This window comes from Mangrovibacter sp. MFB070 (genome assembly GCF_000705335.1).
GTDB lineage: Bacteria > Pseudomonadota > Gammaproteobacteria > Enterobacterales > Enterobacteriaceae > Mangrovibacter > Mangrovibacter plantisponsor.
Window position 1 is genome coordinate 424,989 of sequence record NZ_JJMI01000025.1, and the last position, 21,869, is coordinate 446,857.

Here is a 21,869-nt window from a genome sequence, read left to right on the forward strand (position 1 = left end):
GTCATTAGCGCTGTAACCCACACCCGGCAAAGAAGTGTCTCATGAATGAGACTAACAAAGCCCGCACACTGGCAATTTAAATAAAGAGCCCGCAAGCAAAAAATCGCTTTCAAAGCTACCAAAGAAAATACCTAAAAATGAAGCCGTAAAGTCTCATTTTATCAATTAGTAATACGATTATTTTTTACTTTTAAAATACTTCACCACATATAACACAGAGTGAGACCTTTCCTAACATACCCACCAAAGCAGGTTTTACCAACGATTAACTTTATTCATCCCAATGAGCTTTCGTTGAAGTTCACTCCAATACACTACACAGACAATTCTTATTTGATTTATTTTTAAGCTGTTGGGGCATTTATGTCTGTGAATGAAACACCGTTACACACCGCTAATGAGCAAGGCATTGGCACCGGATCACTGGTTTTTGCTATCGCCCGGGGGCTGGTTGTTCCTCCCGCTGCTATCTGGCAGAAAAAGCGCTACCGGTTAAAATTTTTGCTGCGTTCGCTATGGTACTGGAAACCTACCAACAGCATGCTGGCAGCTTTAGCCCGGTTACCTGAATTCCCGGCATTGCTGCGGGCACAGGTTACGCTGCCCAGTAAACCACACCGCCATTATCTGCGGCTTGGTTTGACTGCCTCACAACGCGCTCAGGCCGTTGTGGATCACTACCATTTCTTGCACCAACATACCGGAGCAACACTTTTCCAGGCACTGACAGCCAGCGAACCGACTCTGCTGTTTAACTTCTCCGGGCGTAACGATGAAGTGTTTTCACTTAAGGCATCCACTGCCCGCACGGCAGAGCGCGAAGGTGAAAGCACGCTGTGGTTGTTTATGGGCGACGAGTTACTGGCCAGTTTAACCTTCTGTATTACTGAGCCTGCACAGTGCCCGGTACTATTTATTGGTGGTGTTCAGGGCCCACGCCGCCAGGTTACCAATGACACGATTAAACAGGCCACCAAAGCCTGCCATGGCCTGTTCCCCAAACGTATTTTGCTGGAAGTTATCTGGCAATTATGTAGCCAGTGGCAGCCAGAAAAGATCTATGGTGTGAGTGATGCCGGGCATGTATTCCGCGGCTGGCGCTACCGTTTCAGTAAGGCACGCCATCTGCATGCCAGTTATGACGAATTCTGGGAATCGGTGAGTGGGATTAAAGCCGGGCAATATCAATGGCAGCTTCCGCTATCCTTACCGAGAAAGGAACTTGAAGACATCGCCAGCAAAAAACGCGCGGAATACCGCCGCCGATACCTGTTGCAGGATGAGATTGAGCAAAAAACGCTCGCACTGATAACAAGTGGCCCGCAAAGCAATTCATAATTCCCGGGATCACCGCCAAAAGCACGCCCAAAAGAACATAACCCGGCATCGCAGGTTGGGCGGAAGATAGTCTCAGCCTGCACACGTTATTGCGCCAGAGGTGTTTAATTAAAACCGGGGAAAAAACCAGAACGTGCAGAACGCACAAATGGGTGGGGGCCCTGCCAGCTACATCCCGGCACACACGTCGCCTGCTGCGGCTGCTTCCTTCCGGACCTGACCGAGTTCACAAGTTAGTGTTGCGGGAGAACCAACAGGGCCCCCATTGAGAGCGTTGTATTCCAACGCGCGGGGCGCATTATCTCTGTTGATTCCGCTAATTGCAAGTCAACAGGGTCCGGATGACGGTTTATTGCGCAGTTGCCTCAGTTTCTTCCTTACTGGCCACCGGGTATAGTCGCATGGATGGAGAACAGGAGTAACACATGGCCTCAACAGACAATTTCGCCCAACGGGTATACCAGATAATTGCGGCAATTCCTTCCGGCAGGATAACTACTTATGGTGATGTGGCTCGTATGGCAGGTTCGCCACGTGCGGCTCGCCAGGTAGGCGGCGTGCTCAAACGGCTCCCGGAAGGTTCACGCCTGCCATGGCACCGGGTTGTGAACCGCACAGGCCAAATATCACTGACCGGCCCGGACCTCAGCCGCCAGCGCCAGGCATTACTGGCTGAAGGCGTGCAGGTATCCGGGGATGGGAGAATTGATCTGCCACGCTACCGTTGGCCTGAATAAAAGAAAACAGCGCCCAAAGGCGCTGCAAGATTAATGAAAAAGAAGGGAAAAGCATGGTTTCCCTTCTTTTTAGTTAGCGGGCGAAAATCAATTACCGGTTTGCATTTGAGTTTGCTGCTGTTGCGGCAAGAAGTGCGTAGGTACCGGATACGCTTCAGTCACTTTTGCTGGTTGTACAGCAACTGCGGTATTTTGCAACGGAATCAAGTGCAGGTCGGTACTGTTCACACCATTGGTGATAACCGGTTTAAAGGAATCAGACCGGAACATCAGTTTGCCGTCCACGGTGATTGCAGCACTTAATAAAATCCGCGCGTTCTGGCGGATATCGGCCAGGTCGTAAGGCAGCACATAGCTGAATGGCGCCTGGTGGCCTTCAAGATTGACCACTTTTTGTGACAAGACTTTCGCCGGAGCATCCGCACGTGAAGCATCAGACAAAGTGACTGTCAGTACTGCATTCTGTGGCAAGGCAAAACGCTGGTTAATGACAACATCACCAGACAGATGAGGTTTCTGCATATCGGCCTGTGAGGCCAGGCGAGAATAGGCAAAGTCCGGGTTTGGCACTTCATAAGTATTGCGAAATTGTTGTGCACAGCCAGCCAGGACAAAAGCAGCAGCCAGACCGAAAATTACGGGTGTCAGTTTCATCGTTTTTCTCCTTCTCCTGCCACCACACCAATACAGTTAATATCGTTGTGGTGAGGGGTTGGTTTATTGCTTATCAGGGTAAGTCTGGCATATTACCTGATTTTTTGCTGCTAAAAGACAGGAAATTCAGATAATTGAACCCATCGGACCAGTTAGAAATCCAGGTTATACTTAACAATATGTGTCGCATTGCAGCTGTGCGAATCACCTGGATTATTGGCACTTACCCGAACTCAGGGCGATTACGCTACAACGTTTTGTCGCAAAGCCGCGCATCAGGCCATATGGTCACTACACACACCGACTAAAAACTCCGCAGCCAGAGGGTGTACTATGAGTCAGGCGTTAAATAATTTGTTAGCCCTGTTAAATCTTGAAAAAATTGAAGAAGGCCTGTTTCGTGGGCAAAGTGAAGACCTTGGCCTGCGCCAGGTATTTGGCGGCCAGGTCGTTGGGCAGGCGCTGTATGCAGCAAAAGAAACTGTTCCTGCAGAACGCCTGGTGCACTCCTTTCACAGTTACTTTTTACGCCCCGGAGACAGCAAGAAAGCCATTGTTTATGATGTTGAAGTGCTACGTGATGGCAACAGCTTTAGTGCCAGGCGCGTGTCCGCCATTCAAAATGGTAAGCCAATCTTTTATATGACTGCATCATTTCAGGCACCTGAGCCTGGTTTTGAACACCAGAAAACCATGCCAGAGGCCCCGGAACCGGAGTCACTAAAATCCGAAACGGATATCGCCAAACTGTTTGAGCATATGCTCCCGCCACTGGCTAAAGAAAAATTCTTAAGCGATAAACCGCTGGAGATCCGCCCGGTAGTGTTCCATAACCCTCTGAAAGGCCATGTGGATAAACCTGAACGCCAGGTCTGGATGCGGGCGAATGGCACAATGCCGGATGATTTACGCATTCACCAGTACTTACTGGGTTATGCGTCTGACTTTAACTTTCTGCCCACCGCGTTGCAGCCACACGGAATAGGGTTTCTGGAGCACGGAATGCAGGTTGCCACTATTGATCACTCTATGTGGTTCCACCGCCCTTTCAGCCTTAACGAGTGGTTGCTCTACAGCGTGGAAAGCACATCAGCATCCAGTGCCAGAGGTTTTGTACGCGGCGAGTTCTATACGCAGGATGGGGTTTTGGTGGCTTCAACAGTGCAGGAAGGCGTTATGCGCCAGCGGGGTTAACCCACGCTATTTATCTAAAAGCAAAAAAGAGAGACACAAGTCTCTCTTTTTTATGCCTGGCTATTACACCAGGCACTCAGCAACCAGCGGGATTATGCGTTGTAAGCATTTTCACCGTGGCTGTTAACATCCAGACCTTCACGTTCCTGATCTTCCGGAACACGCAGGCCAACAGTCATATCGGCAATTTTGTAACCAATGAAGGCAACAACGCCAGACCAGACAATGGTAATCAGCACGCTTTCCAGCTGAACCATCAGCTGATGACCCATAGTGACACCTTCTGCGAAACCAACACCACCCAGTGAAGAGGATGCGAAGATACCAGTCAGGATACAACCTACGATACCGCAAACACCGTGAACGCCGAACACATCACACGGGTCATCAACACGCAACCAGCGTTTCAGTGCAGTTACGCCCCACAGGCCAGCGATACCCGCAGCGATACCAACAATAAGCGCGCCGCCAACACCGATGTAACCACAAGCAGGCGTTACCGCAACCAGACCCGCGATAGCACCGGAGCAAGAGCCCAGCAGAGACGGTTTACCGCGAATCGCCCACTCGCCGAATACCCAGGCAAGGATAGCAGCACCCGTTGCAACAACGGTGTTCAGGAAAGCCAGGCCAGCGATTTCATTCGCTGCACTTGCAGAACCGGCGTTGAAGCCGAACCAGCCAACATACAGAATCGCTGTACCAGTGAAGACCATTGGCAGGTTATGCGGTTTGAACGCTTCTTTGCCGAAGCCAACGCGTTTGCCCATCATGTAGGCACCAACCAGGCCTGCAACAGCTGCGTTGATATGCACCACTGTACCGCCTGCGAAATCCAGCGCACCGTGGCTTGCCAGCAGACCGCCACCCCATACCATATGCGCAATCGGCACATAAGACAGGGTCATCCACACAGCAACGAAGATCAATACTGCAGAGAAACGGATACGTTCAGCCAACGCACCAACAATCAGGCCAACGGTGATACACGCGAAGGAGCCCTGGAAGGAAACGTGGATGTACTGATAGAAAGTACCCATCAGATCGGTAATTTTGATGCCTTTCAGCATGGTCCAGTCAAAGCTACCGAAGAAATTGTTACCAGTGCTGAATGCCAGGGTATAGCCATAAACCACCCACAGCACGCATACCAGTGCGAAAGTTACAGAAACCTGAGTCAGCATAGACAGCACGTTCTTGGAACGAATCAGGCCACCGTAAAACAGTGCAATCCCAGGAATCGACATGAACAGCACCAGTGCGGTGCAAATCATCATAAAAGCGTTATCTGCTTTATCAGCTACTGCTGGTGCAGCCATTGCAAGTGATGGCAACAATGCCAGCGCCCCGAGGCCAAGTTTAATGCCAAATTTACTCATTTTATCCATCCCTTTCACCATTGCCAGGAATCAGAGGGCCGCTTCGTCGGCTTCGCCCGTACGAATACGAATAACACGTTGTAATTCAGCAACGAAAATTTTGCCGTCGCCAATTTTGCCTGTGTAGGCAGCTTTACTAATTACATCAATAACTTCGTCGAGTTGATCGTCAGCAATGGCTACGTCAATTTTCACTTTTGGGAGAAAGTTAACGCTGTATTCTGCTCCGCGGTACAACTCGGCGTGCCCTTTCTGGCGACCAAAGCCTTTTACTTCAGTCACTGTCAGCCCTTGAATGCCAATAGATGAAAGCGCTTCACGGACGTCTTCCAGTTTGAATGGTTTAATTACCACGGTAACCAGCTTCATAAATCCCCTCCAGTAAGAAATCGGTAAGTGCCGCAGCGAACAGGGATTATTAAGCAATCAACGTGCCAAAAGTATAAATCAGCAACTTTCAGCGTCTTAACGAGGTGAGAGGCGGGTTAACTGAAAAGACCGGAAACAATGTTGTCGCCAGGAACATTCCTGAAAAACAAAAACGCACCTTTTTGGTGCGTTTTTATAAAAACCACTGCACCATTAGTGCAATGGGTTAAATGTTCGCCAGATAATGGTGCATCACATAACAGCGGACTCTTCGTAGCCGCTGGAGGCTAATTCTTCGCCAGCCAACTGTAACTGATACATTTGCCAGTACCGGCCACGTTTCGCCAGGAGTGCCTCGTGCCTGCCACTCTCAACCGCCTGCCCACGGTGCAGCACCAGAATGGTATCAGCCTGAGTAATAGTGGAGAGCCGGTGCGCAATCACGACCAAAGTGGTTCGCTGGCGTAGCGCACTGAGCGCATGCCCTATTGCCTGCTCGGTACCGGAATCAATATTAGCAGTCGCTTCATCCAGAATAAGTATTTCCGGGGTATCAACCAGCACCCGGGCCAGCGCCAGCAGTTGTTTTTGCCCAACCGACAACGTATTGCCCTGCTCACCTAATTGGGTATGGATACCGTCAGGCATTGAGCGCACAAGCTCAGCCAGTTGCACGGTTTCCAGCGCCTGCCAGACACGCTCTTCACTGATATCCCGCCCCAGTGTCACATTCATATATAGCGATTCGGCCATCACCACCGGGTCTTGCTGCACCATCGCCACACCTTTGCGCAGGACACTATGGCTCAGGCTCTCTAACGGGCGGCCATCGAGGCGAATCTCCCCCTGTGACAACGGGTAATAACCCATCAATAAATTTGCCAGTGTGCTCTTGCCGCTCCCGGTATGCCCTACCAAAGCGATAAAGCTTTTCGCCGGTGCCTGCAGGTTAATATCACGCAGCACATACTGGCCATCACGGTAAGCAAAAGAGAGTTCAGAAACATCAATGCGCCCGGACGCCAGTGGTTGGTTATCTGAGCCATAACGCTGCTGCTGGCAGTCCATTAACTCAAACACGCGCTCCCCGGCCACAACCGCCTGTTGCAGCATCGACTGCTGGGTTGTTAACTGAATTAAAGGCTCATTCAGCCGCCCCAGATAGCTGATAAAGGCGTACAACACCCCAACTTCAATTGCGCCATTACCGGCATAGCCGAACTGGAACAGCAGGCCGCATAGAATAAGGGCTGAAAACAGGCTCAACAAAGGGCGGAGCAGAAAACCTTCCAGCTTCAGAGTTTGCATGCGCGCGTCATAGTGCGCTTCACTGGCATCCGCCAGCTTTTTACCAAAGCGCATCTGCTGGCGAAATTGCTGGATAACGCCCATGCCATTAACCGCTTCATTAAAGCCGTCGTTGATATCCGCGAGGTAACTGCGCACCCGCCGGACAATGGGCGTACTCAGGCGTTGGTAAACCAGCATAACCACCAGCACGGCAGGGAAAATAACAATAGCTACCAGCGCCATACGCCAGTTTAGCGAGAACATCGCCACCAGCATCGCGCCAATTAACGCAGCACTGCGCAATACAGTCGCCACCACCGTGACATACAAATCGCGAATAACTTCGGTATCGTTTGTCACACGGGAGATAAGTTGACCAACAGGCTGGGTGTCAAATGCACTCACTGGCTGGCGCAACGCTGCATCCATAACATCAGTGCGCAATTGCTGCACAACCCCCACGGCCGCTTCGTTAAACAACAAGGCCTGCGTGTAATGCAGCAATGCGGCCAGCCCCTGTAGCAGAATATAAGCAGCAGCCAGCCCACAGACCATCGCCAGCGGTAGCTGTTTTTCTGCAACCAGGTGGTCAATAAAATAACTGATTAAGGCCGGGCCGCTCACTTCCGCCGCTGAAGCCACCCACAGCATAATCACCGCTTTGACAATAGATTTACGCCAGGGAGAGCCATAAGCCAGGAGACGTTTTAGCGTCGGCCATAATGCAGGTTGAGATGGATTACGCATGGGCCTGCTCCCCGGTGTCATCTTCTTCATCCAGCGCAGCTTCCAGTTGCTGGTAACGGTACATATCACGATACCAGCCCTGCTGGTTCGCCAGTTCAGGGTGGCGGCCACGTTGCACCACATTCCCTTGTTGAAGAACCAGTATTTCACTGGCTTCAGTAAGCGCAGATAAACGGTGAGCACTGATAATCAGTGTGTGCCCTGAACCCCATTGCCTCAGGTTGTGCAGAATTTGCTGCTCAGTTCTGCCGTCCACCGCAGATAACGCATCATCAAGGATGAGTATTTCGGCATTAAGCAGCAGTGCCCGAGCAATAGATATACGCTGTTTTTGCCCACCAGAGAGCATTACCCCACGCTCACCCACTTCTGTTTCATAGCCTTGAGGCAGGCGCAGAATATCGTCATGCACACTGGCAAGTTTCGCAACTGCTTCAATTTCAGCGCGGCTGGCGCCGGGCTTGCCGAGCGCAATATTGTTCGCCACCGTGTCAGAAAATAAAAAAGGTGTCTGATTGACGACAGCCAGCCGTTGGTGCCAACTGCTAAGCTGCAACTGGCGTAACGGCATGCCGTGAAACGAAATATCACCGTCATCTATGTCGAAATGGCGTTGTACCAGTGATAACAACGTGCTTTTCCCACCACCGGTAGGGCCACATAAACCGAGGATTTTCCCTGGCGCCAGCGTAAAACCAGCCTGATGCAGTTGTGGGTGCTGGCTCCCCGGCCAGGTAAACGAATTGATCTGGCAAACCAGTGTTCCCGGCCCTGTGGGTAATACCTGCGAGCCATCTTCCACAACAGGTTTTTCCGCCAGTAGATCACGAATACGGCTGTAGGCAGCGCTGCCACGCTCAACAATATTGAACATCCAGGCAAGCGCCAGCATCGGCCAAATCATCAGCCCCAGGTACATCGCAAAACTTGTCAGCTGCCCAAGCGTCAACATTCCCTGACTGACCATCCATGCTCCCCCGCCAATGGCGAGCATATTCGCCGTTGCGATAGCAACATAAATAGTTGGATCAAAACGGGCATCCACCGTCGCAACCCGCATATTTTTCTCGCCCGTATCCCGGGCATCTTCAGCAAATAAGGCAGACTGGCGGTCTTCAAGACCGAAAGCTTTAATCATGCGGATACTGGTCAGACTTTCTTGTGTCCGATCATTGAGGGAGGAAAAAGCAGCCTGAGCCAATTTGAAGCGTTGGTGTAACTGTTCACCATAGCGCTTGATAACCAGCGCCATCACAGGCATTGGCAACAACGCCAGCAATGTCAGTTGCCAGCTAATCTGGGTACACATCACTACCAGCACGGCACAGCCCATCACCAGGGAATCCACCAGGGTCAATACCCCTTCGCCAGCAGCAAACACCACCCGGTCAACATCATTGGTTGCCCGCGCCATCAAATCACCAGTGCGGTGGCGCAGGTAAAATGCCGGGCTCTGGCGGCTCAGTTGCCGGTAAAAATCCGCGCGTAGCTCAACCGCAAGCCGGTAAGATGCGCCAAATAACAGCACCCGCCAGACATAACGCAGCAAGTACACCACGACAGCGATAGCAGCCATCACGCCAATCCACAGCAGTAATTTGCTGAGCGTGAAATGTTCCAGCGTAACACCATCGACAATAATCCCCACCAGCTTAGGTGGAGCAAGTTGCAAAATCGCAATCACAATGAGTAGCGTCACCGCACCCAAATAACGGCGCCATTCCCGGCGGAAGTACCAATGAAGTTGAGCAAATAATCGCACAGCAACGAGTCCTGAAACTGGCCTTCATGAGCCAGTTTGTTGTATGAAATGGTTCAAAGAGTGAACGAGTGCCTACAGTGGCAATGATGTGGTGTATTTTATCTGTTCCATGGCAAAACTCGAAGTGACATCGCTCAGCCCAGGCACATTGTTGACCAAACGCTTATAAAAATCATCAAACCGCTTCATATCTGCCACCTGAACACGCAACAAGTAATCGTATTCACCTGCCATGCGCCAAAAACCCAACACCTCAGTCATTGCAGAAACAACGGTAACAAACTGGTTATACCATTCACTGCTGTGATTCTGCGTTTTTATCAGCACAAATGCGGTGAGATTCAGCCCCAGAAGTTCCGGGTTCAGCAACGCCACTTTACCCAGAATATACCCTTCATCCTCAAGGCGTTTCAGCCGTTTCCAGCAGGGTGTTGTGGTCAGATTAACGGCATCCGCCAGCGCCTGCAAAGAGCATGTGCAATCTTCCTGCAGTAGCGCCAATAAATGACAGTCCGTTTTATCTAGCATAACCACCTCAAAGAGAAATATTTTCTCCCAATACTGAATATGACAGAGAAAATAGCAACTTTTTTTTCTCCAGGCTGCGGTACGCTGAGCACAAATAGACAAACGGGCCAGAGCCATGAATAACTGGGTAACACACGCCATTCGTGAAATTAATGCTGATTACCAGCGTTCCGCCGATACACATTTAATTCGCCTGACACTTCCTGCGTTTCCGGGAATACATATTTATCTCAAAGATGAAAGCACACACCCGACAGGCAGCCTGAAGCACCGGCTGGCACGTTCACTGTTTTTGTACGGGTTATGCAATGGCTGGATCAAAGAAGGCACCACGATAATCGAGGCCTCTTCGGGTTCCACCGCTGTTTCGGAAGCCTATTTCGCCCGTTTGCTTGGCCTGCCTTTTATTGCCGTTATGCCAGCCTGCACGGCCAAACGTAAAATTGAACAGATTACGTTCTATGGTGGCCGCTGCCATTTTGTTGACAGCCCTTGCCAGATCTATGATGCCTCAGAAACACTGGCCCGCGAACTTAACGGCCATTATATGGACCAGTTTACTTATGCTGAGCGGGCAACAGACTGGCGTGGTAACAATAATATTGCCGACAGTATTTTCCGCCAGATGGCAAACGAACCTTACTCTGAACCTGAATATATCGTCATGAGCGCGGGTACTGGCGGGACATCAGCAACCATTGGGCGTTATCTGCGCCACCAGGGGCATCAAACCCGCCTGATGGTTGTCGACCCGGAAAACTCAGTGTTCCTGAACTACTGGCGGGATGGCGACAACCAGCGCAGGAGCGATACCGGAAGCCGTATTGAAGGAATTGGCCGCCCGCGCGTGGAACCGTCGTTTATTCCCGGTGTGATTGATGACATGATGCGTGTGCCAGACTGCGCCACAATTGTCGCCATGCAATGGCTTGAAACCGTTCTCGGCCGCAAAGTGGGGGCTTCCACAGGTACCAATATGTGGGGAGTACTGAGCCTCGCGGCGCAAATGCGAGATGCCGGGCAAACAGGTTCAATTGTTACCTTACTGTGCGACAGCGGTGAGCGTTACCTGGAAAGTTACTACAACCCTGAATGGGTTGCGGCCAGCATTGGTGATCTGAGCGAAGCCCGCCAGGCTTTACAGGCCTTGTTGAAGTAACAGGCTGCCGGCTTCCATCATGCTGATGCATGCCGGTCACACCCACTGAAAACCAGCAGTGAGCGTGGTGCGGGTTTCATTTTTATACAAACCCGCACCTTCCTTGTTATGAAGCTGGTGAGCCAGCGGCAGGCGCGTTACCATACCCCATCTGTTTTCACTCATTACAAGGTTTACTATGAAACGTGCTGTTGTCGTGTTCAGTGGTGGGCAGGACTCCACTACTTGCCTGATTCAGGCACTACACCAGTATGACGAAGTGCACTGCGTCACATTTGATTACGGGCAGCGCCACCGGGCGGAAATTGATATTGCCCGTGAACTGGCACTGAAACTGGGTGCGAGAGCACACAAAGTGCTGGATGTCGGTTTGTTGAATGAACTGGCCGTTAGCAGCCTGACCCGGGACAGCATCCCGGTGCCGGATTATGACCCAAATGCCAGTGGCATCCCTAATACCTTTGTCCCCGGGCGTAATATCCTGTTTTTAACTCTGGCCGCCATTTATGCCTGGCAGGTAAAAGCTGAAGCAGTTATCACCGGCGTGTGTGAGACTGATTTCTCCGGCTACCCGGATTGCCGCGATGAATTTGTGAAAGCACTTAACCACGCGGTTAACCTGGGCATGGCCAGTGAGATTCGCTTTGAAACGCCACTGATGTGGATAGATAAAGCACAAACCTGGGCACTGGCTGATTACTGGGGCAAGCTTGATTTAATTCGCACCGAAACGCTAACCTGCTATAACGGTATTAAAGGCGATGGTTGCGGTGAATGTGCATCCTGTAACCTGCGGGCCAATGGCCTGAAACGCTACCTTGCCGATAAAACCGCTGTCATGGCGGCGATGAAGCAAAAAACAGGCCTGCGTTAAACCGGCACAGCTACTGGCATGCTGATGCATGCCAGTGCTATTCAGCCAATCATCTGCATCAGTTTCTCTTTTAACTCCCCTTCTACTGGCAGCGCTTTCTGGCTTTTCAAATCGACGCATACAAATGTAATCAGTGCATCTGCTACCACCTCGCCCCCAGGCTTGAGTGTAATAACCTGGCTCAGTACACCACTTTTCCCGTTGAGTTGTTGAAGTGCGCTGGTCACCAGTAAACGCTCCCCCAGCAAGGCCGGGCGCCGGTAGTTGATATTGATATTGACGACGACAAAGGCAATATTTTGTGCACTCATCCAGCGGAAGCTTTCTTCTTCTTCCAGGGCGGCCCAGCGGGCTTCTTCAAGGAACTCTAAATAACGCGCATTATTCACATGCTGGTAAACATCTAAATGGAACCCGCGAACAGTGATTTCGGTCTGCATAACCATAGCCTGTATGCCTTTATGTTGTTATGAGGTAAGGAGGCCACACCAACTGGTATGACCTCCTTATTGTGGCAAAAATTAACAGTTATGCAACATTCACAATGTGATGCGCTCGATATTCCGTTCAACCAGTGAGTGACCGATACCCGGTACATCACTCAGTTCGTCAACGGAGGAAAAAGCACCGTACTGCTCGCGCCATTCAACAATGGCCTGCGCTTTCTTCAGGCCAATACCACTCATGGCACTGGCTAACTCCTGAGCGCTGGCCTGGTTAATACTGACTTTTTCTGCTGTGCTGGCCGTTGCCTGAACAGATGACTCTGGTTGTGCCCAGGCTGGCGCAATCCCAACGCTCATACCCAAAGCCAGAACTAAAGCTGCAGATTTAAAACTGGTCTTCATGCCGTTTCTCCTTGTGTTTTAACAGCCCGGGAACAGTAAACCGAACAAAACTGGAGGACAAACGGTGAATGATGGAAATGGAAAGGGCCGCGAAAGCGGCCCTTGTCTGTTGCAATTTATTGCAAAAGGATGCGATCAGGTTTGTTATTGCTGCTGTTGCACAACATCACTGACTTTGATTTTCGCTTCCTTACGCAAGGTATTAAGCAGCGATTCCAGCGCAATTTGCGCATTGTTACTGGCGACCTGGCTTGCCATGGCAGTTTTTTGCGCTTCTGGCATGTCACCCGCTTCAGCGGCATCCAGAGCAATAATCAGCACATTGCCCTGCAAATCATTACTGGTGCCATAAACCGGCTGATCTTTCGCCGGTAACGGCAGCTCAAAAGCAGCGCGTGTAACCGGGTCCTGACCACTGCGCGTCAGGGTTTGCTTTTCACCAAAAGCAAGGCCTGCTGCTTTCATGGCATCATCGCCTTTACCGGCTTTTAATTCAGTAAGCAGTTTGCTGGCCTGAATACGCGCCTGCTCACTGGCTTTCTGCATTTTCACCGCAGCAACTACCTGGTCTTGTACCTCTGCCAGAGGTTTCGTGCTTTCAGCTTTATGTTGTGCAATACGCACCACAAACGCACGGTCGCCATCTACAGTAATGATGTCAGAGTTGCTGCCTGGCGCACCATCCTGCCCCAGCAAGCCGCCGTTAAAGATGGCATCGGTCACCGGCTTAAAGTTCAGCTCAGCCGGAACAGAATCCTGAGTGAACCAGCCGGTTTCAACAGCTTTAACACCAGCAACCTGCTCTGCTGCTTCCAGAGACTGGTTGTCGTTACTTGCTGCATCACTGACTTTCTGTTGCAGCGCATAATAGGCATCCAGCGCTTTTTCGCCTTTCACTTTTGCTGTGATTGAGTCACGCACATCTGCCAGCGGTTTAACCACGGCTGGCTGAACGTCATCAAGGCGGGCAACCAGGAAACCCACAGAAGATTTGATAACGCCTGACAGCTGCCCTTTCTGGGTCAGCCCTGCGTTTTTCAGCTCATCTGGTGTGGTTGATTGCTCCAGCCACCCCATATCACCGCCAGTACGGGCAGAAATAATATCTGTGGATTTCTCTTTCGCCAGGGTGGCAAAATCAGCACCCTTTTTCAGTGCATCCAGCACGTCCTGCGCATCTTTTTCCGTTTTAGTCTGAATCACGCTGTAGCGATCACGCTGCGGCTGAGTAAACTCGCCACGGTGTTCGTCGTAATAGGCCTGGATATCAGCGTCTGTCACGTTCGCTTGCATATTCGCAGCATCAAGTTTGATATAACTGACGCGGAATTGCTCAGGAACCCGGTAGAGTGACTGGTGCTGGTCATAATATGCTTTAACCGCATCGTCTGGCGCAGTCTGTTTATCTGCCAGCGCTTTCACATCAATAGTGGCTTCGCGCACAATGCGTTTCTGAGAAACCAGTGCAGCAAGGCGGTTTTCTTCACCCGGCAGGATGAAACCAGTACCTTCCACCGCATCAATCAACTGCTGCGTTGTCAGTTGGTGGCGCAGAATTTCTGCATAGCGTTCCGGCGTATACCGGGCATTTGCCAGCACGGTGTTAAAACGGTTGTTATCAAATTTACCGTTATTCTGGAAAGCCTGGGTGTTAAAAATATTCTGTTTAATCTGGTCATCGCTGATGCTCAACCCCAGATGTTTTGCATACTGGTCAATCAGCGCTTCATCAATCAGGCGTTGCAGAACCTGTTGACGCATTTCCTGCATATAGCCTTCATTGGCGGCCAGCACTGAATACTGGTCTCCCAGCTGTTGTTGCAAGTTGCTGCGCTGTGCAGTTACTGCATTTTCAAACTGCGCACGGTCAATCTTCTGCCCGTTAACTTTTGCGGCAAAATCGTTGCTACCGCCAATTAGGTAGCTGCTTACACCTGTCAAAACGAATGACAGGATAATTGCCCCCAGAATGATCTTGAGTACGACATTGCTGGATGCCGCACGTAACGTGTCCATCATGGTGTAACAACACTCCGCTGTAATGTGACAAAAACCTGGTGTAATAGCATGTTGCTCATGGGTAACCTTCCCAAAGCCATTACACGCGAAAGCGTATTGTGAAAGAAACTGGGGCGGTTGTCAGCCCGTATCACACAGAAAGTCATACAGAAAAGAAAAAAGGCACATCTTAGATGCGCCCTTAAGCTGTTTACTTGCCAGCGCCCCGCCCTGACGGGGGTGCTAATCAGTTAACCGCGTCTTTCAGCGCTTTACCTGCACGGAAACCCGGAACTTTTGCAGCAGCAATGGTAATTTCTGCACCTGTCTGTGGGTTACGACCCGTACGGGCAGCACGTTCACGAACGGCAAAAGTACCAAAGCCAACCAGTGCTACGTCGTCCCCGGACTGCAGGGATTCAGTAACGGAAGCAATCAAAGCGTCTAATGCACGTCCAGCCGCAGCTTTGGAAATATCAGCATTTGCGGCAATTTTGTCGATCAGTTGAGATTTATTCACTCTTCTCTTCCTCTGTTTATTTTTTTTGTATCGCACCTGAATCCTTCGAAGTACGACCGCGAAGCAGTTATATCAGGCCTGCCATGCCCTTACAACTCCCAACCCGATGTTTATTTGGTCAGGAGAAAGACATATCCCCAGCCAGCGTCCTAAAGTAGCCAGACAAAAAAAGGCTGGCAAGTGACAATTCACCTGCCAGCCCTGTTTTTCCTGGTACTCTTTGCGTCAGGTCACTATTTTGCGCTAACGACTTCCATTCCAAACGGTGAGTTTTGCAAAGCCAGAGTCAGAACTTCTTCAATGCGTTTCACCGGATGAATATCCAGATCAGCCAGAACGTTATCAGGAATTTCTTCCAGATCGCGTTTGTTCTCATCCGGGATAAGCACCGTTTTAATACCACCGCGGTGAGCTGCCAGTAATTTCTCTTTCAGCCCGCCAATAGGCAGCACCAGACCACGCAGAGTGATTTCCCCGGTCATAGCGACATCAGCACGCACCGGGTTACCTGTCAGGCAGGATACCAGTGCTGTACACATCGCGATGCCCGCACTTGGGCCATCTTTTGGTGTTGCACCTTCCGGTACATGCACATGGATATCGCGTTTCTCATAGAAATCGCTGTTGATACCCAGTTTTTCAGCCCGTGCACGCACAACAGTTAACGCAGCCTGAATGGATTCCTGCATTACTTCACCCAGTGAACCGGTATAGGTCAGTTTGCCTTTACCCGGGACACATGCGGTTTCAATGGTCAGTAAATCGCCACCAACTTCAGTCCATGCCAGACCCGTTACCTGGCCAACACGGTTTTCGTTATCGGCACGCCCGTAGTCAAAACGCTGAACCCCAAGGAAATCCTTCAGGTTATCGCCATTGATTTCAATTTTCTTCAATGACTTATCCAGCAGCAGTTGTTTCACTGCTTTGCGGCACAGTTTGGAGATTTCACGCTCCAGGCCACGCACGCCCGCTTCACGGGTGTAATAACGGATAATGCCGACAATCGCACTGTCATCAACCTTGATTTCGGTTTTCTTCAGTGCGTTACGTTCAACCTGTTTCGGTAACAGATGCTGTTTGGCAATATTCAGTTTTTCATCTTCTGTGTAGCCAGAAAGACGAATCACTTCCATACGATCCAGCAACGGTGCCGGAATGTTCATGGAGTTGGATGTAGCAACGAACATCACGTCAGACAGATCGTAATCCACTTCCAGGTAATGGTCGTTGAATGCGATATTCTGTTCCGGATCCAGAACTTCCAGCAATGCTGAAGCCGGATCACCGCGCATGTCAGAAGACATTTTGTCGATCTCATCCAACAGGAACAGTGGGTTTTTCACCCCCACTTTTGCCATTTTCTGAATCAGTTTGCCCGGCATTGAACCAATGTATGTCCGGCGATGCCCACGAATTTCAGCTTCGTCGCGCACCCCACCTAATGCCATACGCACGTATTTACGCCCGGTGGCTTTGGCAATGGACTGCCCCAGAGAGGTTTTACCTACCCCCGGCGGCCCAACCAGACAAAGGATTGGCCCTTTAATTTTATTAACGCGGCTCTGAACAGCAAGATACTCAAGAATACGGTCTTTAACCCGTTCCAGACCATAGTGGTCGGTATCCAGAATTTCCTGAGCCTGGCGCAAATCTTTTTTCACTTTGCTGCGTGAGTTCCACGGAACCTGAACCATCCAGTCGATGTAACCGCGAACCACTGTCGCTTCAGCAGACATCGGCGACATCATTTTCAGTTTTTGCAGCTCAGCTTCCGCTTTTTCACGCGCTTCTTTCGGCATTTTCGCCGCTTCGATTTTGCGTTTCAGCGCTTCGGTTTCGTCTGGCGCGTCATCCATTTCGCCCAGTTCTTTCTGAATGGCTTTCATTTGCTCATTCAGATAGTACTCTCGCTGGCTTTTTTCCATCTGCTTTTTGACGCGGTTACGGATACGTTTCTCAACCTGTAACAGGTCAATTTCCGATTCCATCATCGCCATCAGGTATTCGAGACGTTCGTTAATATCAGACATCTCAAGCACAGACTGCTTATCTGCCAGTTTCAACGGCATATGCGCAGCTATGGTATCAGCCAGACGCGCCGGATCATCGATGCTGTTCAGTGAAGTCAGCACTTCCGGCGGAATTTTTTTATTCAGCTTGATATAACCTTCAAACTGATTGATGGCGGTACGAACCAGGACTTCTTGTTCACGCTCTTCAATAACTGGCGACTCAAGGTATTCAGCCTGAGCAATGAAATGCTCGCCGTTATCAGAGAGCGTCGTGATCCGGGCGCGCTGTAAACCTTCGACCAGCACTTTTACCGTACCATCCGGCAGTTTGAGCATCTGCAGAATAGAAGCCACAGTGCCGACAGTGAAAAGGTCGTTTATACCAGGCTCATCCGTCGAGGCCTCTTTCTGCGCCACCAGCATGATTTTCTTGTCGTTATCCATCGCCGCTTCCAGGCAGCGGATAGACTTTTCCCGTCCGACAAATAACGGAATAACCATATGCGGATAGACCACCACATCGCGCAATGGCAATACGGGGATTTCTATGCGTTCAGAACGCTCAGGATTCATAGAGCTCTCTCTTAGTTTTAACCTGTTCATACCACCATGATACAGGCGATTGTTTCCGCCAGGTGATGAGGCGCTCGTGAACCCTCTTCACGGCATCACCAACAAGTGAAACAGTATATGGGGATAATTCCCGGACATTCAACGGCAGGCAGGCAGGAAAAATAAAAGGGGGATTAAATCCCCCATTTTTTGGTAACTGCTTGTTGACGAATGATTAATTATTCGCCAGATGCTTGCTGCGCTTCTGGCTTGCCATAAATCAGCAACGGTTCTGACTGCCCCGCAATAACAGATTCATCAATCACAACTTTCTCGACATCATCCATGGACGGCAAGTCATACATGGTATCGAGCAGTGCAGCTTCAACAATAGAGCGCAGGCCACGGGCACCGGTTTTACGCTGCATTGCTTTTTTGGCAATGGCGTCCAGCGCATCATCACGGAACTCCAGCTCAACGCCTTCCAGGTTAAACAACGCCTGGTATTGTTTGGTAAGCGCATTCTTCGGCTCTTTGAGGATTTGGATCAACGCCTCTTCACTCAGCTCGCTCAAGGTTGCGACAACCGGCAGACGGCCAATAAACTCCGGGATCAAACCAAATTTGATTAAATCTTCTGGCTCAACCTGACCTAACAACTGGCTTTCACTGGCTTTCTGCGACTTACCTTTTACCGTCGCGCCAAACCCGATACCGGAACCTGTTTCAACACGGTTGGCAATAACTTTATCCAGCCCTGCGAATGCACCGCCACAGATAAACAGAATTTTTGAGGTATCAACCTGCAAAAATTCCTGCTGCGGATGCTTGCGCCCGCCTTGAGGTGGAACAGCTGCAACCGTACCTTCAATCAGTTTCAGCAATGCCTGCTGCACACCTTCACCAGACACATCACGAGTGATGGACGGGTTATCAGACTTACGTGAAATCTTGTCGATTTCATCGATATAAACGATGCCACGCTGCGCTTTCTGCACATCGTAGTCACATTTTTGCAGCAATTTCTGGATAATATTCTCAACGTCTTCACCCACATAACCAGCTTCGGTCAGTGTGGTTGCATCCGCCATGGTGAAAGGAACATCCAGCAGACGAGCCAGCGTCTCAGCCAACAGTGTCTTACCACTCCCGGTCGGCCCGATAAGCAGAATGTTACTTTTACCCAGCTCAACACCATTACTGGTATCGCCGTTACGCAGACGTTTGTAGTGGTTGTACACCGCTACAGACAGCACCTTTTTAGCCGGTTCCTGGCCTATGACGTAATCGTCAAGGTGGCTGCGAATTTCATGGGGTGTGGGCAGCGCACTACGCTCGCGATGCGGAGCCACTTCTTTAATCTCTTCGCGAATAATGTCGTTACATAAATCGACGCACTCATCGCAGATATACACTGACGGCCCGGCAATCAGCTTACGCACTTCATGCTGGCTTTTGCCGCAAAAAGAGCAGTACAGCAATTTGCCTGAACCGTCTTTGCGCTTATCTGTCATCAGTAAAACCTCTTTTCTGTTACTTTGTGCCGCACACGACGACGCAGTTGCCACTCTCAGGCGCAGCTGGCTACACGGGCTGAGCCACTAGAAACTTATTACAGTATAGCGGCTCAGCCACTCCTGGGCGTTAATTACGGTGAGTTAATATTGAGTCAACTAAACCGTACTCTACCGCTTCTGGCGCAGAGAGGAAACGATCGCGCTCAGTATCACGCTCAATTTGCTCCAGCGGTTTGCCTGTATGTTCTGCCATCAGCTCATTCATCCGGGCCTTAACTTTCAGGATTTCACGGGCATGGATTTCGATATCCGTTGCCTGGCCCTGATAACCGCCCAGTGGTTGGTGAATCATGACACGTGAGTTAGGCAGACAGAAACGCTTACCTTTGGTGCCTGCTGTCAGCAAAAATGCGCCCATTGAAGCCGCCTGGCCCATACAAATGGTGCTGACATCAGGTTTAATAAATTTCATGGTGTCGTAAATAGACATCCCGGCGGTAATCACGCCACCTGGTGAGTTAATGTACAAATAGATGTCTTTTTCCGGGTTTTCTGCTTCGAGGAACAACATCTGCGCCACAATCAGGTTCGCCATGTGGTCTTCAACCTGACCCGTCAGGAAGATAACTCGCTCCTTAAGCAGACGGGAATAGATATCGTAAGAACGTTCACCGCGTGATGTTTGTTCCACAACCATCGGCACCAACGCCATATGGGGTGCAAATTGTTCTTTTTCGCCACTGTATGACATTTTCCGTCTCCTTTTTCGTTGTTAGAACTGACAGGTCGTACTGATTTTACTTGAGCTCACCTGGTATAACTATGTAACTATGCCCGGCTACCCAAAGGCTTTTTACAGACGGATTATCAACCAGTATTCCAACAGTTACCCACAAGAGATGGGGCCAGCCCCATTTATTTTCAAGCATAACAATCTTTCAGCGTTACGCTACCACTGAAAACAGGATTACGCACGTTTCGCACTGACAAAAAAAAGCCCGCCACCAACCGGAGACGGGCTTTAATACTGACAGATGTACCGGCAGTATTACGCCTGCTGGTTCATCAAATCATTGAAGGAAACAGCTTTATCGCTAACTTTGGCTTTTGCCAGAACAGTTTCAACAGCCTGTTCTTCCAGCGCAACGTTACGCATATTTTCCATCAACTCTTTGTTTTTACCGTAGAACTCGATCACTTCAGACGGATCTTCGTAAGCAGAAGCCATTTCTTCGATCAGAGCTTTAACACGGTCTTCGTCAGCTTTCAGCTCGTTGCTGCGAATCACTTCGCCCAACAGCAGGCCAACAACAACACGGCGTTTAGCTTGTTCTTCAAACAGTTCACGCGGCAGTTCCAGCGCTTGTTTTTCGTTACCACCGAAACGCTGAGCAGCCTGGCGACGCAGTACGTCGATTTCGCTGTCGATCAGTGCGGCAGGCACGTCAATTTCATTCGCTTTAACCAGACCGTCGATTGCCTGAGACTTAATGCGGTTACGCACAGCGCCTTTCAGTTCGCGTTCCATGTTTTTACGCACTTCAGCGCGCAGACCTTCAACAGAACCATCGTCAACGCCGAAACGTTTGATGAATTCAGGAGTCATTTCTGGCAGTTCGCGCTCTTCAACTTTTTTCAGGTTGATAGCGAATTTCGCTGCTTTACCTTTCAGGTTTTCAGCGTGGTATTCTTCCGGGAAAGTCACGTCGATAGTGAACTCTTCACCCGCTTTATGACCAACCAGCGCTTCTTCAAAGCCTGGGATCATGCGGCCCTGGCCCATAGCCAGAACGAAATCAGACGCTTTACCGCCTTCAAACTCTTCGCCGTCAACAGAGCCGGAGAAATCAACAGTAACGCGGTCTTCAGCAGCCACTTCACCGTCTTTGTCTTTCCAGGTAGCCTGTTGTTTACGCAGGGTTTCCAGCATGGTGTCTACATCTGCGTCAGTCACTTCAACAACCGGTTTTTCAACTTCGATTGCTTCAATACCTTGCAGTTCGACTTCCGGGTACACTTCAAACTCAACAGAGTAAGTGAAGTCTTCGCCCAGTTTGTATTCGCCCGGAACATAGTTCGGTGCGCCAGCCGGGTTAATTTTTTCTTTGATGATAGCATCAACGAAGTTGCGGCTCATCAGGTCACCCAGTACATCCTGACGCACAGATGCGCCATAACGCTGAGCAACGATATTCATCGGTACTTTCCCTTTACGGAAGCCGTCAATACGGACTTTTTTAGCCACGTTGACCAGCTCGCTTTTCACCGCATTCTCGATGTTATCCGCAGCGATAGTGATAGTTACACGGCGGCCAAGGCCCTGAGTGGTTTCTACTGAAACTTGCATCTTGTTACCTCAAAAAATCACAGTGCTCGGTCAACTCTGGA

19 protein-coding genes and 1 other RNA gene are annotated in these 21,869 nt (G+C 50.3%); 5 read left to right on the top strand and 15 right to left on the bottom strand.

Going from position 1 to position 21,869, the window contains the following annotated elements:
• Positions 1-363 precede the first annotated feature (363 nt).
• Positions 364-1,338, top strand: a complete 975-nt coding sequence (locus DT73_RS14170) for a VirK/YbjX family protein (RefSeq protein ID WP_084172288.1) — start codon at positions 364-366, stop codon at positions 1,336-1,338.
• A 159-nt stretch (positions 1,339-1,497) separates the two neighbouring features.
• Here the strand turns inward: DT73_RS14170 and ffs are convergent.
• Positions 1,498-1,594: signal recognition particle sRNA small type (gene ffs, locus DT73_RS25600), an RNA gene on the bottom strand.
• Positions 1,595-1,763: 169 nt separating this feature from the next.
• On the opposite strand from ffs, the gene DT73_RS14175 reads away from it, so the two are divergent.
• On the top strand, positions 1,764-2,075 hold the full coding sequence (locus DT73_RS14175) for an MGMT family protein (RefSeq protein WP_036110098.1): 312 nt from the start codon (positions 1,764-1,766) through the stop codon (positions 2,073-2,075).
• 87 nt (positions 2,076-2,162) lie between these two features.
• Here the strand turns inward: DT73_RS14175 and DT73_RS14180 are convergent, their stop codons facing one another.
• Positions 2,163-2,729, bottom strand: coding sequence for a YbaY family lipoprotein (locus DT73_RS14180; protein WP_051691394.1), 567 nt, complete (start codon positions 2,727-2,729; stop codon positions 2,163-2,165).
• A gap of 333 nt (positions 2,730-3,062) precedes the next feature.
• Between DT73_RS14180 and tesB the strand changes: the two genes are divergently transcribed.
• Positions 3,063-3,923, top strand: coding sequence for an acyl-CoA thioesterase II (tesB, locus tag DT73_RS14185; RefSeq protein ID WP_036110100.1), 861 nt, complete (start codon positions 3,063-3,065; stop codon positions 3,921-3,923).
• Positions 3,924-4,015: 92 nt separating this feature from the next.
• Here tesB and amtB read toward each other — a convergent pair whose 3' ends face one another.
• The 5 genes from amtB to DT73_RS14210 form a co-directional block, all read right to left on the bottom strand.
• The gene (amtB, locus tag DT73_RS14190) at positions 4,016-5,302 is read right to left on the bottom strand and encodes an ammonium transporter AmtB (RefSeq protein WP_036110803.1); all 1,287 of its coding nucleotides are present in this window, start codon (positions 5,300-5,302) and stop codon (positions 4,016-4,018) included.
• Between the two features lie 30 nt (positions 5,303-5,332).
• Entirely contained in the window at positions 5,333-5,671 is a 339-nt protein-coding gene (gene glnK / locus DT73_RS14195; protein ID WP_002891893.1) for a P-II family nitrogen regulator, read from the bottom strand.
• 252 nt (positions 5,672-5,923) lie between these two features.
• Positions 5,924-7,708, bottom strand: coding sequence for a SmdB family multidrug efflux ABC transporter permease/ATP-binding protein (locus tag DT73_RS14200; RefSeq protein WP_036110104.1), 1,785 nt, complete (start codon positions 7,706-7,708; stop codon positions 5,924-5,926).
• Positions 7,701-9,470, bottom strand: coding sequence for a SmdA family multidrug ABC transporter permease/ATP-binding protein (locus DT73_RS14205; protein WP_036110107.1), 1,770 nt, complete (start codon positions 9,468-9,470; stop codon positions 7,701-7,703). The genes DT73_RS14200 and DT73_RS14205 overlap by 8 nt, the downstream gene beginning before the upstream one ends.
• A gap of 72 nt (positions 9,471-9,542) precedes the next feature.
• Positions 9,543-9,998 carry an Lrp/AsnC family transcriptional regulator gene (locus DT73_RS14210; protein WP_036110805.1) on the bottom strand — a complete coding sequence of 152 codons (456 nt, stop codon included), beginning with the start codon at positions 9,996-9,998 and terminating at the stop codon, positions 9,543-9,545.
• Positions 9,999-10,113: 115 nt separating this feature from the next.
• Here DT73_RS14210 and DT73_RS14215 point away from each other — a divergent pair, with 115 nt between their 5' ends.
• The gene (locus DT73_RS14215; RefSeq protein ID WP_036110109.1) at positions 10,114-11,157 is read left to right on the top strand and encodes a PLP-dependent cysteine synthase family protein; all 1,044 of its coding nucleotides are present in this window, start codon (positions 10,114-10,116) and stop codon (positions 11,155-11,157) included.
• Between the two features lie 178 nt (positions 11,158-11,335).
• Positions 11,336-12,031, top strand: coding sequence for a 7-cyano-7-deazaguanine synthase QueC (gene queC, locus DT73_RS14220; RefSeq protein WP_036110113.1), 696 nt, complete (start codon positions 11,336-11,338; stop codon positions 12,029-12,031).
• Positions 12,032-12,072: 41 nt separating this feature from the next.
• Here queC and DT73_RS14225 read toward each other — a convergent pair whose 3' ends face one another.
• The 8 genes from DT73_RS14225 to tig form a co-directional block, all read right to left on the bottom strand.
• On the bottom strand, positions 12,073-12,471 hold the full coding sequence (locus tag DT73_RS14225) for a thioesterase family protein (protein ID WP_036110810.1): 399 nt from the start codon (positions 12,469-12,471) through the stop codon (positions 12,073-12,075).
• A 99-nt stretch (positions 12,472-12,570) separates the two neighbouring features.
• Positions 12,571-12,879, bottom strand: coding sequence for a ComEA family DNA-binding protein (locus DT73_RS14230; RefSeq protein WP_036110116.1), 309 nt, complete (start codon positions 12,877-12,879; stop codon positions 12,571-12,573).
• Positions 12,880-13,023: 144 nt separating this feature from the next.
• Positions 13,024-14,898, bottom strand: coding sequence for a peptidylprolyl isomerase (gene ppiD, locus DT73_RS14235; protein ID WP_036110119.1), 1,875 nt, complete (start codon positions 14,896-14,898; stop codon positions 13,024-13,026).
• 226 nt (positions 14,899-15,124) lie between these two features.
• Positions 15,125-15,433 carry a nucleoid-associated protein HU-beta gene (gene hupB / locus DT73_RS14240; protein WP_226568746.1) on the bottom strand — a complete coding sequence of 103 codons (309 nt, stop codon included), beginning with the start codon at positions 15,431-15,433 and terminating at the stop codon, positions 15,125-15,127.
• A gap of 197 nt (positions 15,434-15,630) precedes the next feature.
• Positions 15,631-17,985 (bottom strand): endopeptidase La, encoded by a 2,355-nt coding sequence (gene lon / locus DT73_RS14245; RefSeq protein ID WP_036110124.1) that lies wholly within the window; start codon positions 17,983-17,985, stop codon positions 15,631-15,633.
• A gap of 218 nt (positions 17,986-18,203) precedes the next feature.
• Positions 18,204-19,478: an ATP-dependent protease ATP-binding subunit ClpX gene (gene clpX / locus DT73_RS14250; protein ID WP_036110127.1), complete on the bottom strand. Its 1,275-nt coding sequence runs from the start codon at positions 19,476-19,478 to the stop codon at positions 18,204-18,206.
• Between the two features lie 130 nt (positions 19,479-19,608).
• Positions 19,609-20,232, bottom strand: a complete 624-nt coding sequence (gene clpP / locus DT73_RS14255) for an ATP-dependent Clp endopeptidase proteolytic subunit ClpP (protein WP_036110130.1) — start codon at positions 20,230-20,232, stop codon at positions 19,609-19,611.
• 297 nt (positions 20,233-20,529) lie between these two features.
• Entirely contained in the window at positions 20,530-21,828 is a 1,299-nt protein-coding gene (tig, locus tag DT73_RS14260) for a trigger factor (RefSeq protein ID WP_036110133.1), read from the bottom strand.
• Positions 21,829-21,869 lie beyond the last annotated feature (41 nt).